The 22,780-nt window shown below is 43.1% G+C and carries 23 protein-coding genes; 1 reads left to right on the top strand and 22 read right to left on the bottom strand.

Annotated features, from left to right (window positions below; translation table 11 throughout):
• Positions 1-161: 161 nt before the first annotated feature.
• The 20 genes from ASF12_RS17095 to ASF12_RS17000 form a co-directional block, all read right to left on the bottom strand.
• Positions 162-1,085, bottom strand: coding sequence for a YitT family protein (locus tag ASF12_RS17095; RefSeq protein WP_056036950.1), 924 nt, complete (start codon positions 1,083-1,085; stop codon positions 162-164).
• 201 nt (positions 1,086-1,286) lie between these two features.
• A protein-coding gene (gene prfB / locus ASF12_RS17090) for a peptide chain release factor 2 (protein WP_099518255.1) occupies positions 1,287-2,394 on the bottom strand; the annotation gives its coding sequence in 2 pieces (ribosomal slippage) (positions 1,287-2,321 and positions 2,323-2,394; 1,107 coding nt in all).
• A gap of 178 nt (positions 2,395-2,572) precedes the next feature.
• Positions 2,573-5,077: a preprotein translocase subunit SecA gene (gene secA, locus ASF12_RS17085; protein ID WP_056036945.1), complete on the bottom strand. Its 2,505-nt coding sequence runs from the start codon at positions 5,075-5,077 to the stop codon at positions 2,573-2,575.
• A 515-nt stretch (positions 5,078-5,592) separates the two neighbouring features.
• A complete protein-coding gene (gene hpf, locus ASF12_RS17080; protein ID WP_056036942.1) occupies positions 5,593-6,138 on the bottom strand; it encodes a ribosome hibernation-promoting factor, HPF/YfiA family in 546 nt (181 codons plus the stop codon).
• A 236-nt stretch (positions 6,139-6,374) separates the two neighbouring features.
• Positions 6,375-6,572, bottom strand: coding sequence for a cold shock domain-containing protein (locus ASF12_RS17075; protein ID WP_056036940.1), 198 nt, complete (start codon positions 6,570-6,572; stop codon positions 6,375-6,377).
• Positions 6,573-7,049: 477 nt separating this feature from the next.
• Positions 7,050-7,973 (bottom strand): hypothetical protein, encoded by a 924-nt coding sequence (locus tag ASF12_RS35225; RefSeq protein ID WP_200931626.1) that lies wholly within the window; start codon positions 7,971-7,973, stop codon positions 7,050-7,052.
• A 494-nt stretch (positions 7,974-8,467) separates the two neighbouring features.
• Entirely contained in the window at positions 8,468-9,691 is a 1,224-nt protein-coding gene (gene fliB / locus ASF12_RS17065; protein WP_056036938.1) for a flagellin lysine-N-methylase, read from the bottom strand.
• Between the two features lie 124 nt (positions 9,692-9,815).
• A complete protein-coding gene (locus ASF12_RS17060) occupies positions 9,816-10,136 on the bottom strand; it encodes a flagellar protein FliT (protein WP_056036936.1) in 321 nt (106 codons plus the stop codon).
• A 1-nt stretch (position 10,137) separates the two neighbouring features.
• Positions 10,138-10,536, bottom strand: coding sequence for a flagellar export chaperone FliS (gene fliS / locus ASF12_RS17055; protein WP_056036933.1), 399 nt, complete (start codon positions 10,534-10,536; stop codon positions 10,138-10,140).
• 23 nt (positions 10,537-10,559) lie between these two features.
• A complete protein-coding gene (fliD, locus tag ASF12_RS17050) occupies positions 10,560-12,068 on the bottom strand; it encodes a flagellar filament capping protein FliD (RefSeq protein ID WP_056036930.1) in 1,509 nt (502 codons plus the stop codon).
• 15 nt (positions 12,069-12,083) lie between these two features.
• Entirely contained in the window at positions 12,084-12,461 is a 378-nt protein-coding gene (locus ASF12_RS17045; RefSeq protein ID WP_063892572.1) for a flagellar protein FlaG, read from the bottom strand.
• 127 nt (positions 12,462-12,588) lie between these two features.
• Positions 12,589-13,359 (bottom strand): flagellin N-terminal helical domain-containing protein, encoded by a 771-nt coding sequence (locus ASF12_RS17040; protein ID WP_056036927.1) that lies wholly within the window; start codon positions 13,357-13,359, stop codon positions 12,589-12,591.
• A gap of 113 nt (positions 13,360-13,472) precedes the next feature.
• The gene (gene csrA, locus ASF12_RS17035) at positions 13,473-13,721 is read right to left on the bottom strand and encodes a carbon storage regulator CsrA (protein ID WP_056036925.1); all 249 of its coding nucleotides are present in this window, start codon (positions 13,719-13,721) and stop codon (positions 13,473-13,475) included.
• Between the two features lies 1 nt (position 13,722).
• Positions 13,723-14,169: a flagellar assembly protein FliW gene (gene fliW, locus ASF12_RS17030; RefSeq protein WP_056036922.1), complete on the bottom strand. Its 447-nt coding sequence runs from the start codon at positions 14,167-14,169 to the stop codon at positions 13,723-13,725.
• Between the two features lie 90 nt (positions 14,170-14,259).
• Positions 14,260-14,829, bottom strand: a complete 570-nt coding sequence (locus ASF12_RS17025) for a DUF6470 family protein (RefSeq protein ID WP_056036920.1) — start codon at positions 14,827-14,829, stop codon at positions 14,260-14,262.
• A gap of 2 nt (positions 14,830-14,831) precedes the next feature.
• Positions 14,832-15,749, bottom strand: coding sequence for a flagellar hook-associated protein FlgL (gene flgL, locus ASF12_RS17020; protein WP_056036917.1), 918 nt, complete (start codon positions 15,747-15,749; stop codon positions 14,832-14,834).
• Positions 15,750-15,808: 59 nt separating this feature from the next.
• Positions 15,809-17,344 carry a flagellar hook-associated protein FlgK gene (gene flgK / locus ASF12_RS17015; protein ID WP_056036913.1) on the bottom strand — a complete coding sequence of 512 codons (1,536 nt, stop codon included), beginning with the start codon at positions 17,342-17,344 and terminating at the stop codon, positions 15,809-15,811.
• Between the two features lie 15 nt (positions 17,345-17,359).
• Positions 17,360-17,857 (bottom strand): flagellar protein FlgN, encoded by a 498-nt coding sequence (locus ASF12_RS17010; protein WP_056036911.1) that lies wholly within the window; start codon positions 17,855-17,857, stop codon positions 17,360-17,362.
• Between the two features lie 16 nt (positions 17,858-17,873).
• Positions 17,874-18,161 carry a flagellar biosynthesis anti-sigma factor FlgM gene (gene flgM / locus ASF12_RS17005; RefSeq protein ID WP_081418858.1) on the bottom strand — a complete coding sequence of 96 codons (288 nt, stop codon included), beginning with the start codon at positions 18,159-18,161 and terminating at the stop codon, positions 17,874-17,876.
• A 108-nt stretch (positions 18,162-18,269) separates the two neighbouring features.
• Complete coding sequence (locus tag ASF12_RS17000; protein ID WP_056037096.1) at positions 18,270-18,689, bottom strand: TIGR03826 family flagellar region protein; 420 nt, start codon at positions 18,687-18,689, stop codon at positions 18,270-18,272.
• A 221-nt stretch (positions 18,690-18,910) separates the two neighbouring features.
• Between ASF12_RS17000 and ASF12_RS16995 the strand changes: the two genes are divergently transcribed.
• Positions 18,911-19,564, top strand: coding sequence for an ion channel (locus ASF12_RS16995; RefSeq protein ID WP_056036906.1), 654 nt, complete (start codon positions 18,911-18,913; stop codon positions 19,562-19,564).
• A 64-nt stretch (positions 19,565-19,628) separates the two neighbouring features.
• Here the strand turns inward: ASF12_RS16995 and ASF12_RS34535 are convergent, their stop codons facing one another.
• Both ASF12_RS34535 and ASF12_RS16985 read right to left on the bottom strand, forming a co-directional pair.
• On the bottom strand, positions 19,629-20,537 hold the full coding sequence (locus ASF12_RS34535; protein WP_155973213.1) for a ComF family protein: 909 nt from the start codon (positions 20,535-20,537) through the stop codon (positions 19,629-19,631).
• A gap of 44 nt (positions 20,538-20,581) precedes the next feature.
• The gene (locus ASF12_RS16985; RefSeq protein ID WP_056036899.1) at positions 20,582-22,780 is read right to left on the bottom strand and encodes a DEAD/DEAH box helicase; all 2,199 of its coding nucleotides are present in this window, start codon (positions 22,778-22,780) and stop codon (positions 20,582-20,584) included.

Here is a 22,780-nt window from a genome sequence, read left to right as displayed (position 1 = left end):
TATCTAAAAGTATATTGTACATGATTCGGCAGTCGATTAAAATACACTGTTTTTCCGTATTATTATACATGTCATTTCATATTAATACAATGAGCGAATGGATGTATTTTTGTGCTACGCCCGCTCCTACTACCCGCTGTTATGGAGCAATATTGCTATTCCTATTCCAGTTTAAAACCTTCCCCTACTACCTCTGATGTATTGCTAATAATGACGAAAGCAGTTGGGTCAACTGAACGAACGAGCTGCTTGAGCTTCGCTACTTCCATTTGCCCCACGACGACCATCAGTACGGTCCGCCCCTCCCCACTGTAGCCGCCATGTCCATCAAGCCTCGTCAAACCGCGGTCGAGATCATAAAGAATCGTCTCTGACAATTTTTCCGGCTCGCTGCTAATAATAAAAGCAACCTTCGACACCGGCAGCCCGCTTTGAATAATATCAATTGTTTTACTCGTTACAAACAGCCCGACTAAAGCATACAACGCCACTTCCGGCGAAATAAGCAGGCCCGCCGCAATGATGACACACCCGTCAAAAATAGCGACGGAGAGCCCCAGCGACAATCCCGTGTAACGATGCAAAATTTGCGCAGCCAAACCAAGCCCTCCCGTTGAGCCGCCTCCGCGAAAGACGATGCCAAGCCCGAGCCCAACGCCGATCCCGCCATAAATAGCAGCAAGCAAAGGATTATGTGTCGGTGTATCCCAATGGGAAGTAAGCAGGACGAATAACGGCAGCACGACGGAGCCAAGCGCCACTTTAAGCGCATAGCGTTTGCCCAGCAGCCACAGCCCTACAAAAAACAAAGGAATATTAACAGCCCACTGCGTATATGCTGGCGAAATGTCAGCAAAACGCTGGACCAAAATCGAAATGCCGGAAACACCGCCTGAGGCAATCTCATTAGGCACCAGAAATAAATTAAAGCTTGCCGCCATTATAAAAGAGCCCAGCAGCACCTGGAGCATGCTCCAAATGAGCTGTTTACCAGGGCTGAGCGGTTTTTTCTTCCGTTTGTTTATTACCTTCGAATTGGCCGCATGCAGCTTGCCGTTTCGTGCATCATTCGTCTCTTTGCTCATCTCGAATCCCACCCAAATTCATAAAGTCATACCTATAAGCGCTCATAAAAAAGAAGAGTTCCACCCTTGTTCGAGTCGGAACTCTTCTTAGCTTACGTCAATATGGCTTGATCCATGCGTATTCATCCATATCCTATTTCCTATAACCGCATTTGCCAGATGCGGTAGCTAACTGCTAGGAGCGCTATAACAGCCTGCCGTTTAGTCGTGGCGAATTTGATGGCGCAAATATCCGTTAATGAAGGCATTCAGGTCGCCATCCATAACGGCGCCTACATTGCCTGTCTCCACCGAGGTGCGATGATCCTTGACCATGCTGTACGGATGAAAAACATAAGAGCGGATTTGGCTGCCCCAGGCAATATCCGATTGCTCACCGCGAATTTCCGCGAGATGCTGCCGCTGCTCTTCAATTTTCCGCTCATAAAGCTTGGAGCGCAGCATATTCATCGCTCGCTCACGGTTCTGGATTTGCGAACGCTCCTGCTGGCAGGCCACGACGATCCCCGAAGGAATATGTGTAATACGAATCGCCGATTCCGTCTTGTTGACGTGCTGTCCGCCCGCTCCACTGGCGCGGTATGTATCAACCTTCAAATCCTCACTGCGGATTTCGATATCGATGTCATCGGTTATTTCCGGTACTACATCGCAAGATGCGAAGGACGTATGACGACGGCCTGACGCATCAAACGGCGAAATGCGAACGAGGCGGTGTACACCCTTCTCCGCTTTAAGATAGCCGTAAGCGTTGTAGCCTTTGACCAAAATCGTAACGCTCTTGATGCCTGCCTCATCACCGGGAAGATAATCTAGCAGCTCAACCTTGAAACCACTTTTCTCTGCCCAGCGTGTATACATCCGGTACAGCATTTGGCCCCAGTCCTGCGACTCGGTGCCGCCTGCGCCAGGATGCAGCTCAACGATTGCGTTAAGCTTATCATAAGGCTGGTTGAGGAGCAGCGTCAGCTCAAAATCATTCAGCTTGCGCAGCAGCTGGGCTGTTCCTTCCAGCAGCTCAGGCTCAAGCGTCTCGTCCTGCTCTTCCTCTGCCAGCTCCAGCATCGTTTGCAAATCTTCCATCTCGCCGTTCAAACGCAAATATTGATCGACGACCGATTTGACCGCATTCATTTCGGAAATAACGTTTTGCGCCTTGTCATTGTCATCCCAAAAATCAGGCGCCGTCATCTTTTCCTCATAGTTGGCGATTAATTCATTTTTTAGATCTAAGTCAAAGAGACCCCCTGAGATCTTGGAGCCGCTTCGCTATTTCCCGCAAATCTTGTTTCACCGTTGGTTCTATCATAGCGTACGTTTCACCTCAAATTTCTCATCTTGTCTGGTTGCCCAGCTTTTTCTTGCTCTGCTGCTCTGCTGCTGCTGCTGCCTCATGGCATAAACGCGCCTGCTGCGAAGCGCTGCAGCTTTTGCCGCATTGCTCCGCACACTGGCGCGTTAAGCCTTGCCTATCCGATCACAGCACCTTATTTACCGTGGCACTGCTTGTATTTCTTGCCGCTGCCGCATGGGCAATCATCATTGCGGCCGACCCGGTCCAAACGCTTCGCCGGACGCTTTTCCTGGCTTTCGCCTGGGCTGTTCGTCGTCGTCTGGCCTTGAGCTACCTCTTGGCGCTCCAGGTTGCTTTCTACGCGCGACTTCATAATGTATTTGGCAACTTCTTCTTGGATCGTGTCAATCATCGCCTTGAACATCTCAAAGCCCTCAAATTGGTACTCGCGCAGCGGATCCGTGCCGCCGTATGCCCGAAGGTGGATACCTTGGCGCAGCTGATCCATTGCATCGATGTGATCCATCCATTTGCTGTCAACCGCGCGAAGTGAAACGACCTTCTCGAATTCACGCATCGTCGTTTCGCCAAGCTCTGCTTCACGCTCGTCATAATAAGCAACGACTTTGTCATAAATAAATTCGGTAATTTCCTCAATTTCCTTGCCCCAAATATCGTCTCTCGTCACGGTGCCTTCATTCAGAAGGTTCGCATCTACGAAGTCGATAATGGTTTCCAAATCCCACTCTTCTGGAATATCCTCCGTACAGTGAGCTTTAACCGTGCGATCAATGACCGCTTTAATCATTTCCATGACGATTTCACGAATGTTATCGGAAGTGAGCACGTCCAGACGCTGCTTGTAAATCACTTCACGCTGCTGGTTCATGACATCATCATATTGAAGAACGACTTTACGCAGATCGAAGTTGTTTCCTTCTACACGCTTCTGAGCCGATTCTACTGCACGGGTAATCATCCGGCTCTCGATCGGTTGATCCTCTTCCAGACCGAGACGATCCATCATGGCCATAATATTATCCGAGCCAAAACGGCGCATCAGTTCATCTTCCAGCGACAAATAAAACTGGGACGAGCCCGGATCGCCTTGACGTCCGGCACGACCACGCAGCTGGTTATCGATCCGGCGGCTCTCATGGCGCTCCGTACCAATAATATGAAGGCCGCCAAATTCAGCTACCCCTTCACCGAGCATAATATCGGTACCGCGTCCCGCCATGTTAGTAGCAATAGTAACGGAGCCCTCTTGACCGGCACGCGAAATAATTTCAGCCTCTTCCGCATGGAACTTCGCATTCAGTACTTTATGTGCAATACCGCGGCGTTTAAGCATTTCTGCCAGACGCTCGGAATTTTCAATGGAAATCGTACCGACTAGTACAGGCTGTTTGTTCGCGTGGCGAGCTACGATCTCTTCCACAACGGCATTGAATTTGCCTTTTTCCGATTTATAAACGACATCTTGAAGGTCTTTACGAATCATGGAGCGGTTCGTTGGAACTTGAATAACGTCCAAGCCGTAAATCCGCTTGAATTCTTCTTCCTCCGTCTTCGCCGTACCCGTCATGCCCGCAAGCTTGCGATACATCCGGAAATAGTTCTGGAACGTAATCGTAGCCAAGGTCATGCTCTCATTTTGCACTTTGAGCTGCTCCTTCGCTTCAATCGCTTGATGCAAGCCATCGCTGTAACGGCGACCAGACATTAGACGTCCAGTAAACTCATCGACGATGAGGACTTCATCATCTTGAACGACATAATCGACATCGCGCTTCATAATGACATTGGCTTTGAGCGCCTGTTGGATATGGTGATTGAGCGTCACATTTTCATGGTCAAAAAGATTTTCAATGTGGAACGCCTTCTCCGCCTTCTCCACGCCTTCTTCCGTCAGCATGACATTGCGCAGCTTCACATCAATCGTGTAATCCTCTTCCGCCTTCAAACGGCTCAAGAAGCGGTCTGCCGAATAATAAAGCTCAGTCGACTTGGCAGCTTGTCCCGAAATAATAAGCGGTGTACGCGCCTCATCGACAAGGATGGAGTCAACTTCATCAATGATTGAGAAATAAAGCGGGCGCTGAACCATTTGTTCTTTGTAAAGAACCATGTTGTCGCGCAAATAATCGAAGCCAAACTCATTGTTCGTACCGTACGTAATATCGCAAGCATAGGCGCTTTGCTTCTCCTCATGCGACAAGCCGTTCAGGTTGCAGCCGACCGTCATGCCGAGGAAATTGTAAAGCTGAGCCATCAGCTGGCTGTCACGAGAAGCCAAATAATCATTGACCGTTACGACGTGCACGCCTTTCTCGAGCAGCGCGTTCAAATACACAGGCAGTGTCGCTACGAGCGTTTTACCTTCACCGGTTCTCATCTCAGCGATTTTGCCCTCATGAAGAACGATACCGCCCATCAGCTGCACATCAAAATGACGCATGCCGAGCGTACGCTTCGAAGCTTCACGCGTAACTGCGAAAGCTTCTGGCAATATTTGATCAATCGTCTCCCCTTTAGCTAGGCGAGCTCTGAATTGTACAGTTTTAGCTGCGAGCTCCTCATCGGACAAAGCCGAGATGGTGGACTCCAGTGCATTGATTTCTTCTACTTTACGCGTGAGGCGCTTAACCTCGCGCTCGTTCGCATCACCAAATATTTTTTTCACTAATCCGAGCATGGGGCTTCCCCTTTCACCTTACGCTTGTTTGCCTTAAATTGTAACAGTTTGCAGGATGCACCGCAACGCATCACCAATATTTTCAGGTAAGAATATAACCATTTTTACCAAAAGGAAAAAAGGCGTATCGCCTACGTATTCAACTGAGTTCATTATACATCGCGCAGAGGGCGAAATCAAAACGACTTCCTATTATAAAGCGGCTCTCTCTCCTATGGTTAAATGCACCATATCAAGCGTAAACGGCTGAAGCCGCCCTCTGGCGGCTAAGCTGCCGTTTCGAGGGTGGAATATAAGCCCATTTATAAGTGTAAAACTTATAAGGTCTTATATTTCAAGGTGAAACGGCTGTCGCCGTCCTTTGACGGTGCAGCGCGTTTCATTCCGAGAAATATAGAGAAAGGGTGGGAAAATCATATCCTTTCCTATATTTCAAAAAAAATGAAAAAGCCCTCCCTCCCGCAGGAGGAAAGGCTTGAATTTGCAATAGATGTATAAGTACGACTGGCCTTCTATTAGCCTTGTTCAATTAATCCATATGTTCCATCATCGCGTTTGTATACGACGTTCACCTCTTCATTTAAGCTATTGGCGAATACGAAAAAGTTATGGCCGACCATATTCATTTGCAAAATGGCCTCCTCCACATCCATCGGCTTGAGCAGAAATTTCTTCGTCCTTACGACTTCGAAATCCTCTTCCTCATGCTCGAGAACGCCTACGGCGGAGCCTTCTTCCCTGAACAGCGATTTCACACCGCTATCATGGCGGAATCTACGGTTGACTTTCGTTTTGTGTTTGCGAATTTGTCTTTCCAGCTTATCCACAACTGTATCAATTGAGGCGTACATGTCGGCACTTTTCTCCTCTGCTCTCAAAAAGTTGCGGGCAATCGGAATCGTGACCTCGACAGCGTGTATGCCTTTCGTTACCGATAAAGTTACGGTTGTTTCGGAGGTAGGGGCTTCAAAATACTTCTCTAAGCGGCCGAGCTTCTTCTCGACATATTCCTTGAGTGCATCTGTCACTTGTAAATGTTGACCTCGAATGATGTATTCCATGGGGCATGCCTCCTTTACATGTTCTTATTATAACATAGTAAGGGAGGTACAGTAAAACTATTTTCTATTTATTTAGAATTTTCTAATAATTTATGTCGAAGGTTTGAACGGAGGTTTATTCGGGTATCTCGTGCAGATTCAGGGACACTTTTTGCAAAAAAATAAAAGCCCCGGTTGCCCGGAGCTTAAAGTTACATATAAATGAATCCTATAGACTGGCTATTGCAGCCTGATGATTACAGTTTAGTGACGTTAGCAGCTTGTGGACCGCGTGCGCCTTCTACGATGTCAAATTCAACCGCTTGGCCTTCGTCAAGAGTTTTGAAGCCTTCTGTTTGAATAGCCGAGAAGTGAACGAATACGTCGCCGCCTTGATCAGTTTCGATAAATCCATAACCCTTCTCCGCGTTAAACCATTTAACTTTACCTTGCATGCATAAACAGTCCCTTCATCTTCAAATACTGTGAAACACCTTACTCATGTGGCCCACAATTTGACTATAACACCGCGTTATTAGAATTGTCAAACAATTTATTGTAAGCGAATACATTCTTGCTGAATCTTGGATACAGCATCTCGGATTGGGTATTTATTAAAGGCTCTTATAAGCACCCAATACTTAAACAGAGATATTTAACCTTCAATTGCTGAGGTTATTCAGACGATGTCGCTGAACATCATATTCCTTTTTAGTTTAATAAACGGACTTGGAGATCAGATTTTCGAATCCTTATTTTTCGGACTCACTCGATATTATTTAGCATCATACTATATAAAAGTACATCATTGCTTTCCTTAGAATAGGGGCTTGAATTTGGCTCGAATATAGAATTGTCTTTTCAAGAAATTGATAAATAAAAATACTCCTCTGAGATTCAACTGAAATTCAGAGGAGTATTTAATTAAAGTTTTAGTTCGTTTTTTCTTCATATTCATCAATGTCAAAAGTTAGTATTTTATCGAAAATTACATACTCAGATCGCACTTTGAACGGTCCTTTGTTCCATGTTTTAGAAAATTGATACTTCGCTGGACCAATACCTGCCGCTCTAGCATCAAACCAATCTAGAAAGGCATTTATTTGGATCATAGAAAGATCATATTCCTTTTCAAAACCGTTGGTCATAGTAATTGTAAGAATTGCTCTATCTGAATCAGAGTCTGGAACTGGATCTGTAGGTGGATTAGGCGTTATAGTTTCTGTACCAAAAGCGTCAAAATCATATAACGTATTCGTGTTTTTTCTTGTGTTGTGTATAACAATTTTTTTCACGCCGTTCCAAGGGCCAGTAATCACATACTGGTCAACCATTTTAACAAGTTCATAAGTATAAATGATTTCATTGGAAGCGTTGTACAATTCAATTTTATAACCATTTTCCATACTTAACATAAAGGAGGTTAGATCAGCTGTACCAAGAAATGTATAGGATACTGTCTGCCCAACACCCATTGTTACCCCCGGAGATCTGTATCCATCAGAAATATACGCATTTGCAAGTTCTCCTGTACTATCATCAATAAAACGTTTTCCAGCCAACAAACCTCCCGACGAAGCATAAACACTAGCTACAGGAATTATTGCTAGTAATAACGCCATCAGTATAACAACTATCGATACTCTCTTCTTCATTAAACTTCCCCTCCAATATCTTTCTATATAACATATAAATATAACCATATTATAACCTATAATTCGGTAAATATAAAAGTATTTTTTAATCAATCTCTCATCTTGCTTAGCTACTTGGGTAAATCCAAAACAGAAATGATTTCTTTGAGCCAAAGATAATGAGGCGAGTAAAGGACGTTGTTGTATGAATACAATCATCATCACATTGTACATTCTAACAAATACCTCGGTTCTCAAGAGGGTACGAAAAGTGTCTGATTCTTTTTCTTAGCCTTTAGCATGAGAAAATCACGTTAAGCTTGGTTGTTATCAAACGGGATGTGAATATGTCAATCTATCTCTTGATCAACTTGGTCAGTTTCCGGTCTTGAATGAATAAAGCTAGAATGAAGCCAGCAATTTCTCCGTCGCCTATAGCATTTGGTTAACTTCTTGAGTTGATAACAACAGAACAGACATCCAAACCACTCATTAATTCTAATTCTCCATAAACACCGATGTTCCGAGGGGAGTATTTTCTATTGGTTTCTTTTGTAATCATGATATTATAGTCATTTCTCATAGCACAGAACCGTTCAATTTTTTTGTTTTTACAGGTCAAAAATAAGAAAAATCTCCTGTAACATAGGAGATTTTTCTTGGTTTGATATTCTAATAGCTGTTATTAAGGCGTTACATTCTTTCCATTTATATAGTTAATCATTTTTAATCAGTAGAGATAAATGACCAATCGTATCATAGTTTGCCTTTTTCAGCTCTTCACATACATCCTTAACGAACTGATTATTGTGTTCATAATTTTTCGAGAAGGACTGAATTAATTTAACTACTATTTCATCGGTTAAACCCTCATGATATTTTGCTATGCCTATTAGATGCATCTTTATTAATGAGAAATTAACGGCCAACATCATGAATTGCTCAAATATATTCAATTTTCCCGAGACGGGAAACAGCGTATGATATACGGTATTAACCAAATAGTTTTCCAAAATATATTCATGATCTTTTATATAGGGCAAATAATACTCTGTATATGCTTGTATGTAGTGACTCATAATATTTTCTGGATCCTCATTCTCATCTTTAAGACCATTAATATAATCGTCTAGGCATTCCCTGTATCTTATATTCCAAATCTTTTGCTCAGCACGATTCATAATCAGTTTATTAAGAAACGTCAACTGAAATTTAGTATTGGATGGGAAAACCTTGTAATCTCTAAGTTCAGTATTTGTTTCCATTTGATATTTAAACTTGGCTATTTCGTCTGTTACTACTGAAAAATCACCGTTTTTTGTAGCTTCATAAATTTGATCGCAAAGCCACCCAAGAAGCAACAAGCGATGTGGTAATTCAAATTCCCGATTTTGCAAAATTTCAATAGCTGCTATACGAATATCCCATAAAAACGAAGAAAATTCCCCAGTATTAGCGCTTACTTTACGATTCACGTAAATATTAGGCTTTCTAAGTGACTTACCTTGAATAAATTCGATTCCATTTGGCTCAAGCAACATGATTCTGGCAATCTCGGGGCAAGAAGGAGTAGCTGATATCTCTTGCACACCGCTAACCTCATTAATCTTTCTAGGATAGGTAGCACAAGTCGGACTGAGATAATCCTCTCCCAAATTAGCTTGAATCGAACATAAGCCGTTATCAAGCATGGTGCAGCCACCCGTTTGTTCATCCAATTTCATAGATGCATAATGGGCATCATGAGCATTCGTCTCTATTTTAGTTACGTTTCCTTTGAAGCGCTCGCGCCACGCGCGATCCTTCACATTCATATATTTATTATAACTACGTTTATCAATTGAGATATGCCATAAAGCACAGCAGGTGTCCTCACATTCTGCTCCAATACATTGAAAATGTTCCATATACTTAGGAATCAGCGCATAGTCTTCGATCATATGTATCCTCCTCATTATAACTCTTGGTCCATTTGCGTTTCTTCCTGTTATATCGGCATTAATCCCATAAAAAATGATAGAAGCCGCATGGATATAAATCCCAAGCGACTTCTATCAACAAGCATTATTTTTTCTGATCAAAAAAATAGCTTTCAGTGGAATATCCCAAATCATATGCATTTTTTCGCAAACGAAACGACTGAATTTTACCAAGTGCTGCAGAAGCTTCACTTCTAATAGTCATCATTCTCTCCACAATAACCTGATCAAGCTCTAATATTTTAGAAAGCATTTGTTTATCCGATGCAGATATCTCAGGGTTTGCTTGGAGATTCTTTAAAACCTCGTCTCGAAGATCAACTAAAGTATAAAATTCTTCTTCAGTATTTTCTATTAGATTTGCTGCCATGGCTTGTGTCATATCAAATAATTTCTGGATTTCCATATTATTCAGCGCTCTGTTGGAGTTGAATGGTTGAAGTCGTTCCTTTAATCACTTCTCTCCATGTGTCGCGAAGCCCTTCTAAGTAACTCAATGCTTCTTCAGCTGGGACTGTATCCTTCTTAACATTAGCTTGAATCGTCAAATGCAGCATATATTCATAAATCCGGTACAATTCTTTTGATAAAGCAATATCAAAATTAAGCGCTGCAATAAGCTCATTAATAATAGACTGGCACTTCTGCAAACTCACATTGGCTTGCTCATAGTTCCGAGTACGAATACCCTCAATCCCGCCCTTAATGAACCGAATGGCTCCATCATACAGCATAATGATGAGTTGCTCAGGCGCGGCGGTTTGGACGGATGACTGTTTGTATATTTGATATGGTGAATTAATCAATGCAGTTCACTCCTTATAACCTTTTAGCCTGAGAAGCTGGACAAGCTGGAGGCCTGAGAATTAAATTTATTGATGGCCGTTTCCATAGCAGTAAACTGTTTGTATAATTGGGTTTCCGTTTTGTTTAGACGAGTAATCATACTGCTTTCACGTTCTTTCATCAGACGAAGCTGACCAGCTATTATAGAGCTTTCTAGAAATGTTCCTTTCAGCTCTGTACTGGTAAGGGATGTACCTGCCTTGGTGGACAGACTTTGCAAGGAAACTCCAGCAGATGCTGACATTTTGGCAAAGACTCCTGACTCCGTACTACCAGGCGATACATCTGTCCCACGCTTCGTAAACATTTCGATGACTTTATCAGGATCCTTCTCCAATGCAGTTCGAAGCGTCTCCTCGTTCAGAACCAGTTTTCCTTTCTCTGTATAAGATCCCGTCGAAATTCCAATTGATTGGTATATAGCTTTACCACCACCATCAACTTGACCAGTATCATAGCCTCCCACGAGTGGTGTTGCAGCAATACGAAGATCTGATACCAGCTTGGTCAAAATACTATCATTTCGAATTAATCCGCTTTTCGCTTTGTCTTCCCATAACTTGATCTGGCTTTCTTCCATTCCTTCTTTCTGCTCATCAGTTAATGGAAGGTAGGTTCTGTATTTCTCCTCAGAGATCTTGGAGTTAATTGACCCTATCAAATTGTTATAGTCGTTAACAAATGATTTAATTGAATCTATAATCTTGTTCGTATCTGAGACAGAAGATAACGTTGTTACACCGTTCGCACCAGATTCTGATTTGATCGTAAAATCAAAGCCGTTAATTTCAAATCGATTGCTGCTTTGTGTATATTCCACTCCGTTGAGCGAAATCACTGCATCCTTACCTACGATAGCCTTCTGATCAAACCCAGTTATTGTGTTGAATCCTTCTAATTTCACAGCAGTTGAACCCGTCTGGCTATTCATAATGGATATCTGACCCGTCGTCTCATTATAATAGGCAGATGCTTTTGCATTCTTGTTAGCATTAATTGCCGAAGCTAATTCACTTAGGGTAGCTGTTGCTGCATTTAATGTTATAGCCTGATCATTGACTTTAACAGTAATATCACTGCCGACTGCAGTGAATCCAAGATCAGTAAGCTTCATGCCTGCAGTGCTGTTTACCGTGTTTGTATCTGCATCCGGATTATAGGTAAAGACAGTACCAGCAGCAGACGCCACTTGGCTGACACTTACATTTAATGATCCTGCAGCAGATGAATTAGTCGCATTTACTGTCAGAGCAGATGTATTGCCTGTAACCTCGGTTGTCTTTGCCGCTATCGCGTTTGACATATTATATGACTGCAGCTTATTATTGCGAAAATCAACAATTTTACTGCTCATTTCCCTATAAGCTTCCCGTTGATATTCCATTGATAGCCGTTTCTGAACCATCGTATTATACGACGTCCGTTTAGCTTTCATCATTTCCTTGACCATATCGTCAACTTGCATACCAGATGCCAATCCTGATATTCTCATCTTCTTTTCCTCCTCTTAAACTCTTTTATCAATTAGAATGCCGTTTATCTCCATAAATTTCGCTACCAGATCAAGAGTTTTCTCGGGTGGAATCTCCCGAATTAGCTCCCCTGTCTCCTTGTTTAACACTTTAATAACGATTGTTTTGGTTTGTTCATGCACAGACATATCAAATGTTGTATCCGGGCCCTGAATCGCTTTGAGAACACGATCAATGGTCCTCACTACCTGCATGTCTCCAATAGTAACCTTCTCGCCTTGCAACTCTGCCTGCTGCAAGGCATCGACTGTTTTAATCTGAGAAACTACACTCTCCCTACCTGACAAGGATTCGCTGCTTACATTCTTGTCAGGCTTATAACCTGTTGACTGATTGACTGAGGAAATGTTCATTAACAAACCTCCCATACCGATTCAATATCTCTATTACTAGTATCGGAAAAAACAATAAACTTTATTAGAGCAAATAAAAAAAAACAGCCTGTTGATTTTCTCAACAGGCTGTTGGTTATTCCGAAAATTAACGTAACAGGGAAAGAACGCCTTGCGGCTGCGAGTTTGCTTGAGCAAGCATCGCTTGCGAAGCTTGCAGAAGAATGTTGTTCTTCGTAAGATCGACCATTTCTTTCGCCATATCTGTATCACGAATACGGGATTCGGATGCAGTTATGTTCTCAACTGTCGTACCCAAGTTATTGGATGTGTATTCCAGACGGTTTTGTGTAGCACCAAGTGTCGCACGTTGCGTTGCAACTTTCTCAATAGCAGTTTCAACAGCAGGAAGTGCAGTAGCTTTAGTCAATGTAGCAAAGCCAGCAGTATCCACTTTTTTGATAGTAATTTGTTGTGCAGCATCATTGGATTGAACTTTCACGTCAGCAGCAGTCAGTGAAATGCCGTTGAATTTTGTATCAGCCATGATGCTGTCAATTTGACCACCGAGCTCATCAAGCTCAAGATCAATGTTAGCTGTATCAGTTGCACCGTACGTACCGTTCAATTTCTGAACGTTCAGTTCTTTCATACGAGTAAGCATGGAGCTAACTTCATTCATTGCGCCCTCAGCTGTTTGTACGAAGGAGATACCATCTTGCACGTTGCGTTGAGCTTGCTCAAGACCGCGGATTTGACCGCGCATTTTCTCGGATACTGCCAAGCCAGCAGCATCGTCAGCCGCACGGTTAATGCGAAGACCGGAAGACAATTTCTCCATACCTTTACCTGCAGCAGAAGTATTCAGACCCATGTTACGGTGAGTGTTCAAAGCAGTAATGTTGTGATTAATACGCATTGTTATTTCCTCCCTGAAATGAAATGAATGTTCCACATCCTTGTGGTATGCTGAGCCAGGTCGGCCGCCCTTTATCAGCCATAATATATATATCGGCCAAATTCAGTCAGAGTTTATAGCTTTTTATTATTTTTTTTCATTTCACCAAATTGTTTTTTTAGCTCCGTGTTGCTGATAAGAGATTTCTCAGCTGCCCGATTCATATCCTCTACAGAAACATATAGTTCCTTGCGTAAAATAGATATATCTTTAGGTGCTGTTATGCCAATCTTTACAGTATCATTGTTAACTTCTAAAATACTAATTTCTATATCATCACCAATAAACAGGGATTGTCCTTTTTTCCTGCTCAAAACAAGCATATTATCGACTCCCTTCCACTATTAAAGAATCCGCAAATAGAGGCTGCCGAATGGAGTACTTCTCATCGGAGATAATATACTGCACTCCTGTTTTATTAGCTAAATTTATAATTAGTGGAGCAGCAAGGTTTAATGTAGCTGTCTCAAGTTCTCCATTAACACTTATGATATTCAATATTTTAATATCTGTCGTTTGCTTTACGTTCATTTCCTGCTCTATAAGTTCAGGCAGCTCAAACTCATAATCAGGAAAAAAATCAAACGGAGAAACAACTATAAAAGCAAGTGACTCATCTTCTAAAGATTGTAAATACATAAAGGGACTTTCTTCAATCACGATTAAGAAATATCTTAAATATTCTTTAAAGCCCGGTATTCCATTAGTAAAAGTCAGCAGCTCTTCATCCTTACATTCTATCTCACCAAATCGCGTCGTTTGTATTTTCAATTTAGTCACACTCCTTTAATCGTTACACTAAAACAAGAAGCTATAGCATCGCGTTACGATTCTATAGCTTCTGTATTCATTATGGCAGGTTTATAAAGTCAAATCAATTTGAGGAGGCGTTATTTGTACGGAAGGATACCGTTCCATATAAATGTTGACTCCTCCCCTCCGATACTCAATTTGCGGCTTATTGGTCTGTACATCTACTTTAACATGACCGGGGGTCACGTTAATTTCCGGCTTCTCAATGACCACATCGAAGCGCACATTCAGTACCGAAGCAGGCCCATAAACTTGCAAGGCCGGCTGTTGCCTGGACAAGCTTTCACCAGCAATATCGCCAACCGGGTCGCCATTATACAAAATGTCGCCAATTCGATCGTACTCTTGAACCGTTTGCTCAATACCCTGTATTACAAATTGGCCAAATTGATTATACAGCCGATTCCAGAAAGCTTCAGGCTTTCCTCCAGTTAACGCGTCCCACATTTTAGATTGGTCAATGATTAAAACCGGCTGTGTAGACTTAACATCTATGATAGTATTAACGGTCGATATATCCATCGTTGCATGACCTTGTTTAATATCATACTTGCCTAGACCTGACTGTATACCAATTTTACCCGACGTCGATTGAATTTGCAGCTGAGGCAGCTTCATCTCTATCTCAAGAAGTCAACTAATGATTTGCTTATTACTTTGGCACCTACGGAGAGCGAAGCTTGGTATATATTCTCATTAATTTGTGTATCAATAAGCAGCTTCTCAAAATCAGCATCTTCTGTTTTGGACTGCATATCTGTCAAATTAATTTTAAGATCGCTTAATCTGCTTTGCATCAATTCTACTCGATTTACTCTTGCCCCTACTTCAGATCTCATATTCAGTAGACGATCCATGCTAGCTTCAATATTTCCAAGTTCATCGCTAACTCCGCTATAATCTCCTGTGCCCAGCGCCGTTATAATTCGATCCAATACGGAGAATACATTATCTCCAGTACCTGCTGGATCAGGTTCTCCAAATACCTGATTTCCAGTCAGATTAATATCCAGCTTCACATTCACACCTACTGCATATTGAATCTTGCCTTCGTCCGTTTCTAGAGCTTTGGCATCCGATCCGGGAGCAGAGATATCGTAAGGCATTTGATCAAATTGCTCCCCGTTGAAAATATACTTGCCATTCAATTTACTATTAGCAATATCAATAAGTTGACTTTTCAGTTGTTGTATTTCACTTTTAATGTTATCGAGGGCTATTTGCGGATTTGTCCCCGTCGCTCCTTGTGTCGTTAATTCCTTTACACGTTGAAGGACATCGCCTGCTTGACCAATTACTGTGTCATTAAAATCTAACCAGGACAAAGCGGCATCTACATTTTTCTGATATTGATCATTGGCGGAAATCTCCGAACGGTAACGAATAGAATAAGTAATGCCCACCGGATCATCGGAAGCTTTATTTAACTTGCGACCTGTTGTCGTTTGCTGCTGCAATTGCTCCATCTGGGACATATTTCGATTCAGGTTTCTAGTAAGCTGCATGTGCATCATACCTTGTGTAACACGTAGTGACATGTTCGTAGCCCTCCTCTTTCAAATAAATCTAATTTACTTGTCGTTCAGCTATATTTGAATTATCTTCCAACCACACCTGTTCCATTAATAAGCTTCTCTAGCATTTGGTCAAAAGTAGTCATAAATCTTGCAGATGCACTATAGGCATATTGATACTTAATGAGCTCAGACATTTCTTCATCAAGAGACACGCCGCTAACTGACGCTCGGCTAGCATCAACTTGATCCAGTTGGGCCTGGGTATTTTGATATAAACGAGAGGACTCCTGACTTTGAACCCCTAAAGCACCGACTACCGCACTATAAAAATCACCAACCGTTGCTTCAGTAATTCCTCCACCCTGCGCTGTCTCGTCAAAGGAAAATTTGCTCCCCTTTAATTCTGACATCAGAAGGGCTAACCCATTATTACCTTTGACTACAGTAGTAGCCCCTGTAGTATCAGTGGTTGTACGGAGAGAAGTTGCAATTTTATTAGAGTCGGCAGCAATATTAGGATTAAGCTGTATACTTGATGCTGTAATTCCAGTCGAGCCTGTTTTGAAGGTAAAAAAATTCTCCCCTACTTCAACAGGGTTTCCAAGCGTATAGCCAAGCTTATGCAGTCCATTAATCCCTTTAACCGTGATAACTTCATCAGCAAGTATACCCGTTGTCTCTCCCGGTTTTACCGTGCCTTTCGGGAGCGTTACTTGAAATTCACCATTTGCAAGCGTATTTGCAAGCGTATCCAGCTGTTGGGAAAAATCTGCTACAAAAACATCACGCGATACGATCATCCCGTACGCCTCACCACCGATCAGTGATCCGTTCGCATAGGCTGTCTCTAAAGCCAGAGAAGTTAGAGGGTTTACATCGCCTGCTTCCACAAGTTCATTCCCACCTAAGGAAATCGTATATCCTTGATCCGTATCAGTAACTGTTATATTAATGATCGCGGAAAGCTTGTCTGTCATCAAATCCCGTTGGTCTCGTAAATCATTGGCATCGTCACCAATAGACTCTATTTTGCGAATTTCCATATTTAGAGAAGAAATGATAGTAAGAAGAGAGTTGGCTTCGTTTGCCTTCACTTCTATATTCGATGTTAAATCTGCGTCTAAATCAGTAAGCTGGCGGCTCAGTTCATTGAATGTATCCGTTAAGCCACGTGCTGTTTCTTGCAAAATTTCGCGGCCCGTTACATTTTGAGGGTCTTTGCTAAGGTCAGACCAAGCATTCCAGAAATTCTCTAATACCGTTCTTATCCCTGTATCTGAGGGTTCATTCACAAACTGTTCAAGCTTACTTAAAGTATCTGTTTGTATAGATAAATTACCCAAGCCTTGACTTTGTTCACGGTACTGTGAATCGAGAAACGCATTTCGAATTCGAGTAATTGAGGTGAATTCAACGCCCGTTCCTAGTTGACCCGGAGCTAATGACCGATCCATACCATAGGCTTCAATTGGCCTAGAGGCTACCATCGTAACTTTTTGCCTTGAGAAGCCTTCAGTATTTGCATTCGCAATATTATGACCAACGGTGTTAATAGCCGCCTGCTGCGTGAATAAACTTCTTTTCGCTGTTTCCAGCGAATGAAAAGTTGATCTCATCGTTTCATCTCCTCATCATGCTTTGGAATCAAATAGTTTATTGAACTTATTTCCATATCCTTGATTCATCGGATGCTGGTAGGTGAGATCCTCGTTCGGGTCATCCATCATTAGGCCAATAGAGAAATCCAGAAAATCTAATGATTGTTTAATTAGTTGCTGATTCAAATCATTCGCTTCCTTCAGCTTCCCCAGCACATCATTGAGCTGGCTATGAAGCTGCAGTAGCTGCACTTTAATTTCTGGATTCGTTACGGAGCGAATCAGCTCAGCCAAAATACCGCTGCGAATTCTAAACCCAATATCCTTAAAATAACGGGAAGTCAGTTGGGTACGCATTCGTTCAAGCTCTTCCGCTTTCGCAACAAGCAACTTCTGCTTCTGGGTCTGTACATTTAACTGCAGAACATGATTCTGAATAATCATGTCCTTCTTACTAAGTTCAATTTCCAGAAGTGAATGATACAGCTTTAGCTGCTGCTGCAGAGTATCTGCAATTAACTCAAGAGACATCTCCGTTCACCTATCCTCATTCGCTTGGATTGTTGCCGAAATAAGGAAGCAGCTTCTCAGCCAGCTTGCCCGAATCAACATGATACGTTCCAGATGCTATGGATTGCTTCAGGCTCTCAATATGCTTTGCGCGTTCGGGGCTGTTCATCTGACTCGTAGAGAGCATCTCCTTCGCGGCGGCTGAGATCTGTACCTCATCCTTCTTCTGCTTCTTATTGGCATTATTCACAGCCATTTCATTCTTCTTCTGGTACTGGTTAATGGAATGGATACGACCAGGTTCATTTATCTTCAATTTATTCACCTCATTTATTTGGACACATGCTAATAAGCCGATAACCTTTAAAAGTATTATCGGCTGATTCCTCAAGAAATTTATAGTATATTGACGATTGACAAATATTAATAAATTCTAACGATCCTTATAGCGGTCCAAACCTTTATAAATGTTCTGATTAGCCTTCTGGGCTTCCTGCTCTTCCGCCCTTCTGGTATCCTCGTTGCGCATTTTCCCCGTATCGCTAATTAAACGAGCTCTACAGCTATCGCACATATTGTTTTCCCGAATTAGGGTACCGCAAACTTCGCATGGATAAGCCATATTAGGCGCATTCACAATCGAAATCCGGCCTTCTCGAACAAACTTTGTAATTTGGCGGACCGATACTCCCGTTTCATTGGATAGATCATTTATATTCGTGCCTTTGTTTTTACGCAAATAATCGGAGCAAAGCTCATACTCTTTATCTATTTCCTTAATGCAAGCCGGACAGACGTCACGAAAGTTCTTGGAGAACAGCTTGCCGCAGCGTGGACAATTATCTAAATTCATCATTCTATTTATTACCTCCCTAATCTATCCTCTTCAAATTTTCAAAATATCTTATTGGTTCTATTTTAGCTGAAAAGAGGAAATTTCACTAGTTATATCACAAACGGCTTCCATTGAAAATATAGCTAATGTTTTTAATTATACCTGTCGATATAAAACCTTGATTAGACGATCTGCCTGAAAATTCAGGCTGTTGAATTCATAAATTAGGAGGACTTTTTTTGAGCAGACCGTGTTGGACTGGGGAAACTACATTAATGGTTTGGTTTTGGGAGAATTTGATTAATTTTCTTTATAGAATTTCTTTATTTAATCTGATACAAACTTTGATTATTAATAAATTAAATTGGCCTCAACAAAAAAAGTATTTGTTTGTTGATTTATGGGTGATGGGGCATACTCTTCTTTCAATAGTTGCTATACTCGTTGTTCGATATGGCAGCAGTTCTATTCTTAAGTATATTCTTTTATACTATGGCATATGGCGAACATTTGAAATCTTTATTTACCAAATAAAGATCACCATCATCGATGCTTATAAACAAAATGCACAGGTGAGCAGCTACAGGAGATCCGTGCTTTCACTCATACATAATTTTATGGAAATCATCTTTTGGTTTACAGCCTCTTATCTGCTTTTAATGAACTGGTTTGATGTCGCTGATCGTAAGTTCAGTCTAATTCAAGCATTTTATATGAGTTTTGTCACTATGACAACATTCGGCTCACCTAATTTTAATATCACTAATAGCCCAGCCATGATCTTAATTATGTTACAATCTGTCACCGGCCTACTTCTCACTTTAATATCATTAGCCAGATTCATATCCCTGCTCAAGATGCCTAAATCAAATGATTCGACAGAATCATCATAATTTAAAAGATTTAGCCAACGATTTATTTTATAAATCCTTTGGTCATTCAGATAGCCGCTATGTCTCAAGAACGTGCCCATGTTAACGCATAAATCTCTATTTTCCCATATGAGCAGGTGTAAAGCTCTTTTGAACAAGCTTGAATCGTACTCCCTGTCGTATAAATATCATCTATCAGCAGCAGCCTGATCGCTCTCATTTCTCGGAATTCTCTTGAAGGATGGTTGAATAATTCCCTCCATCCCTCAGGATCAACCATGAATATATTTTGCATATCTTTCAATCTTTCTGAGCGCGTTTTAAAGCTTTGTTTAACAGAATGCTTCTTTCTCAGCAGCAAATGAAATAATGGAATGCCGTACTTGTTGGAAATGGCGGCGGCCAATCTCTCCGACTGATTGAATCCCCTCTCCTCAGCCCTCTCTACGCTAACAGGAACATACGTAATTGCATCCCAGAGAGTATCCAAATTCACCTTCTTTCCTTTCATACTTTTGGAATCAATGACATTCCAAATCCCTAACCTGTTAACTACGTCACAGGACAGACGCTCAATAGACGGAAACAACATCGCTCCCAAATAAAGCTCAAGCTTCTCCTCTCCGCGATATTTATATCTCGCTAAAAGCTCCTGCATCTGACTGCTGTACTCCACTGCACTCCTGTTGCATACAAAATAGGTATTGCTGCGTCTTGAACAGTCTGGGCAAGCAATAGCTCGTCCGCATACCCAGCATTGAAGCTTGTTTATCCAAGGAATACTTTGCAAACAGCTGCCACATATTGATTGAATAAGAGCTTGTGGAATGGCATTATGAGCATCGGCTGCAATTGAATGAGAAATATACATCTTTTGAGTAATCGTTTTGTTGCAGAAAAGGCATATTTTTAAAGAAGGTGCCAGCAATCCTATCATTTTTTGAATATAGTAAACTGTTTGTTTTTTTAATTGCAATCGATTTGAAAGTCCCAATAGAATCCCTCTTCCTCTAAAGTTTGCATGTAATTCTTCCTACTTTAACTTTTGATTAAATAACCCTCAGTCTTTGCTATTCGATTCATTTTTGCAATATGCCGAATAGCCATGATTTGAGGGCGAGTACGCTCTTTGGCACAAAATAACACCCTGCCCTTCGGGTCATGACTTGAGCGTCCGGCTCTTCCCGCCATTTGGACAAGTGAAGCTTCATCAAACAGTCGCCCATCTGCATCTAAAATAAAAACATCGCTTCGAGGGATAGTAACGCCTCTTTCCAAAATAGTGGTCGTCACCAGAATACGAATGTCGCCTTCGCGGAACCGCTGCACTTTATCTATCCGCTCCATATCCTGCGAGGATGCACCAGCAACCTGAGATACTCCAAGTTCTGCTTTCAACAACAAAACCAAACGTTCGACTTGCGAAATACGCTGTACAAAAACGAACAGTTGGGCTCCTCGCTGCCAAGAGCATAGCAACTCTGCTCGCAGCCTGTGAGGAAGGTGACGCTTTTCCAGCATTTTTGCAACACTCAAGGTGCGAAGCAGTCTTGGAACGGGAAGTGGGTGGCGGTGAAAACGCACGGGAACTCTCGCATGCCCAAGCTTTCCGCGCCGTGCCAGCTGTTGCAGCTCTGCTGGAGGTGTGGCCGAGAGCAGAATTTTGAAGCCCGCAGGAGCACAGCTTTTGTTGGCCGCATAGTGCAATTGGGGATCATTTAAGTAAGGAAATGCGTCCAACTCATCAATAATGACCAAGTCAAATGCAAAATTGAATCTCAGCAATTGATGCGTCGTTGCCAGCGTAATGTCGCCCTGCTCCCATTTTTGCTCGCTGCCGCCGTATAATGTGACCACGTTGCAGTCCGGGAAGGCTTTTCTAATGCGCGGGCTCAGTTCCAGCACGACATCTTTGCGCGGTGTAGCTATTAGGACTCTGCCACCTCTTAGCAGAGTAGACTCGACTATAGGAAACACCATTTCGGTTTTGCCGGCGCCGGTGACGGCCCAGAGCAGGAAGCTGTTTTGCGTGGTGGCGAGCGGGCCACCTAAGGCATCGCGAAGCGGCTGCTCTGTAAAATGAAGTGCGGCTGCTGCCGCCGCTGATTGGGCATGGCTTAGCCCCCAGCGCGCGAGACGCTGCTGTGGGGGCGGCAGCTCGATGGAGGAGCGGCTGCTGCCAGCTCCTCCTCCTATGATGAGCAGCTCGCACTCGCGGCTGCGCCCCATAGTGAGGCATGCGGTGCAATATGCGCATGCCTCTCGCCCGCAGGCTGCACAGGGCGCCTTGTGCAGCTGCTCTTCTCCGCTGCCGCAGCGCAGGCAGCGGAGCGCGCGCTTGGCGCGCCGAGGCCAGCCGGCTTCGCGGCTGGCCTTCTTTGATACAGCGCTGCGCAGCTGTATCAAGCCCTGCAAGGACGCCAGCTGCAGCGCAGCGTCCTTATCCATGGCAGGGACAGCTGCCGCAGGCGCTGTCCCATCAAGCAGTGCGTGCGCTTCGCCGCGCAGCAGCGCACGGCCTTGCAGCGCCGCTGCCGCCTGCTGCGCGGCGGCGGCAAGCGCCTCTGCAGGCGCGCGTTCCACTCCGCGCGCTTGCCCACTGCGCTCGCAGCTATCCGCAGCGAGCGCTACCTGCCTACCTAAACCAGACAGGCTTTGCCCAGCCTGTCCGACTGGCATCATCCGCATTTGCTCCCCTGCAAGCACCTCCTGAATATGCTCGACCTGCCCAGATACTCCGCTGCTTGCCTTACGGATAGCAGCATCAAGCCTATCTGACACCTCCTGATTGCTTTCATTCCCACAGCGTGAGGCGCTTCCAGCAATAGCTCCCGCCCCTTTGGAGTACTCTTTCTGTTTTCCCAGCGTTTTCTCTAGCGATTTTCCCAATTGTTCTCCTTTCCATCCACCGCCCTCACTCCCTGATCCTGTATCTTTAGTTGTTCCACCCCGCCATTTCTTCAGGCGTATATCCAGCCATTTTCTAAAAGAGTTTAACTTATTCATTCCGGCATTCTGATCTGCTCTCTGCTTACTTTGACTAATATACTGGTCATTTCTATTTTCATATTCATTGAAGTGCTCAGCAGCCTCCAGCGCAATACCAAGCGGAAGACGAGTTTTCCATAAAAGCATCCTCTCAGCATGCTGCCAGAAGTCGATGTCTACCTCGGGTGCAATCGTTACTTTGCAAGACCAGTTGCCGAATTGCCGTACAACATACATATAGGCTTTCAT

The sequence above is a fragment of the Paenibacillus sp. Leaf72 genome (assembly GCF_001422685.1).
Taxonomy (GTDB): Bacteria; Bacillota; Bacilli; order Paenibacillales; family Paenibacillaceae; genus Pristimantibacillus.
This window is presented reverse-complemented; position numbering and strand designations above follow the sequence as displayed.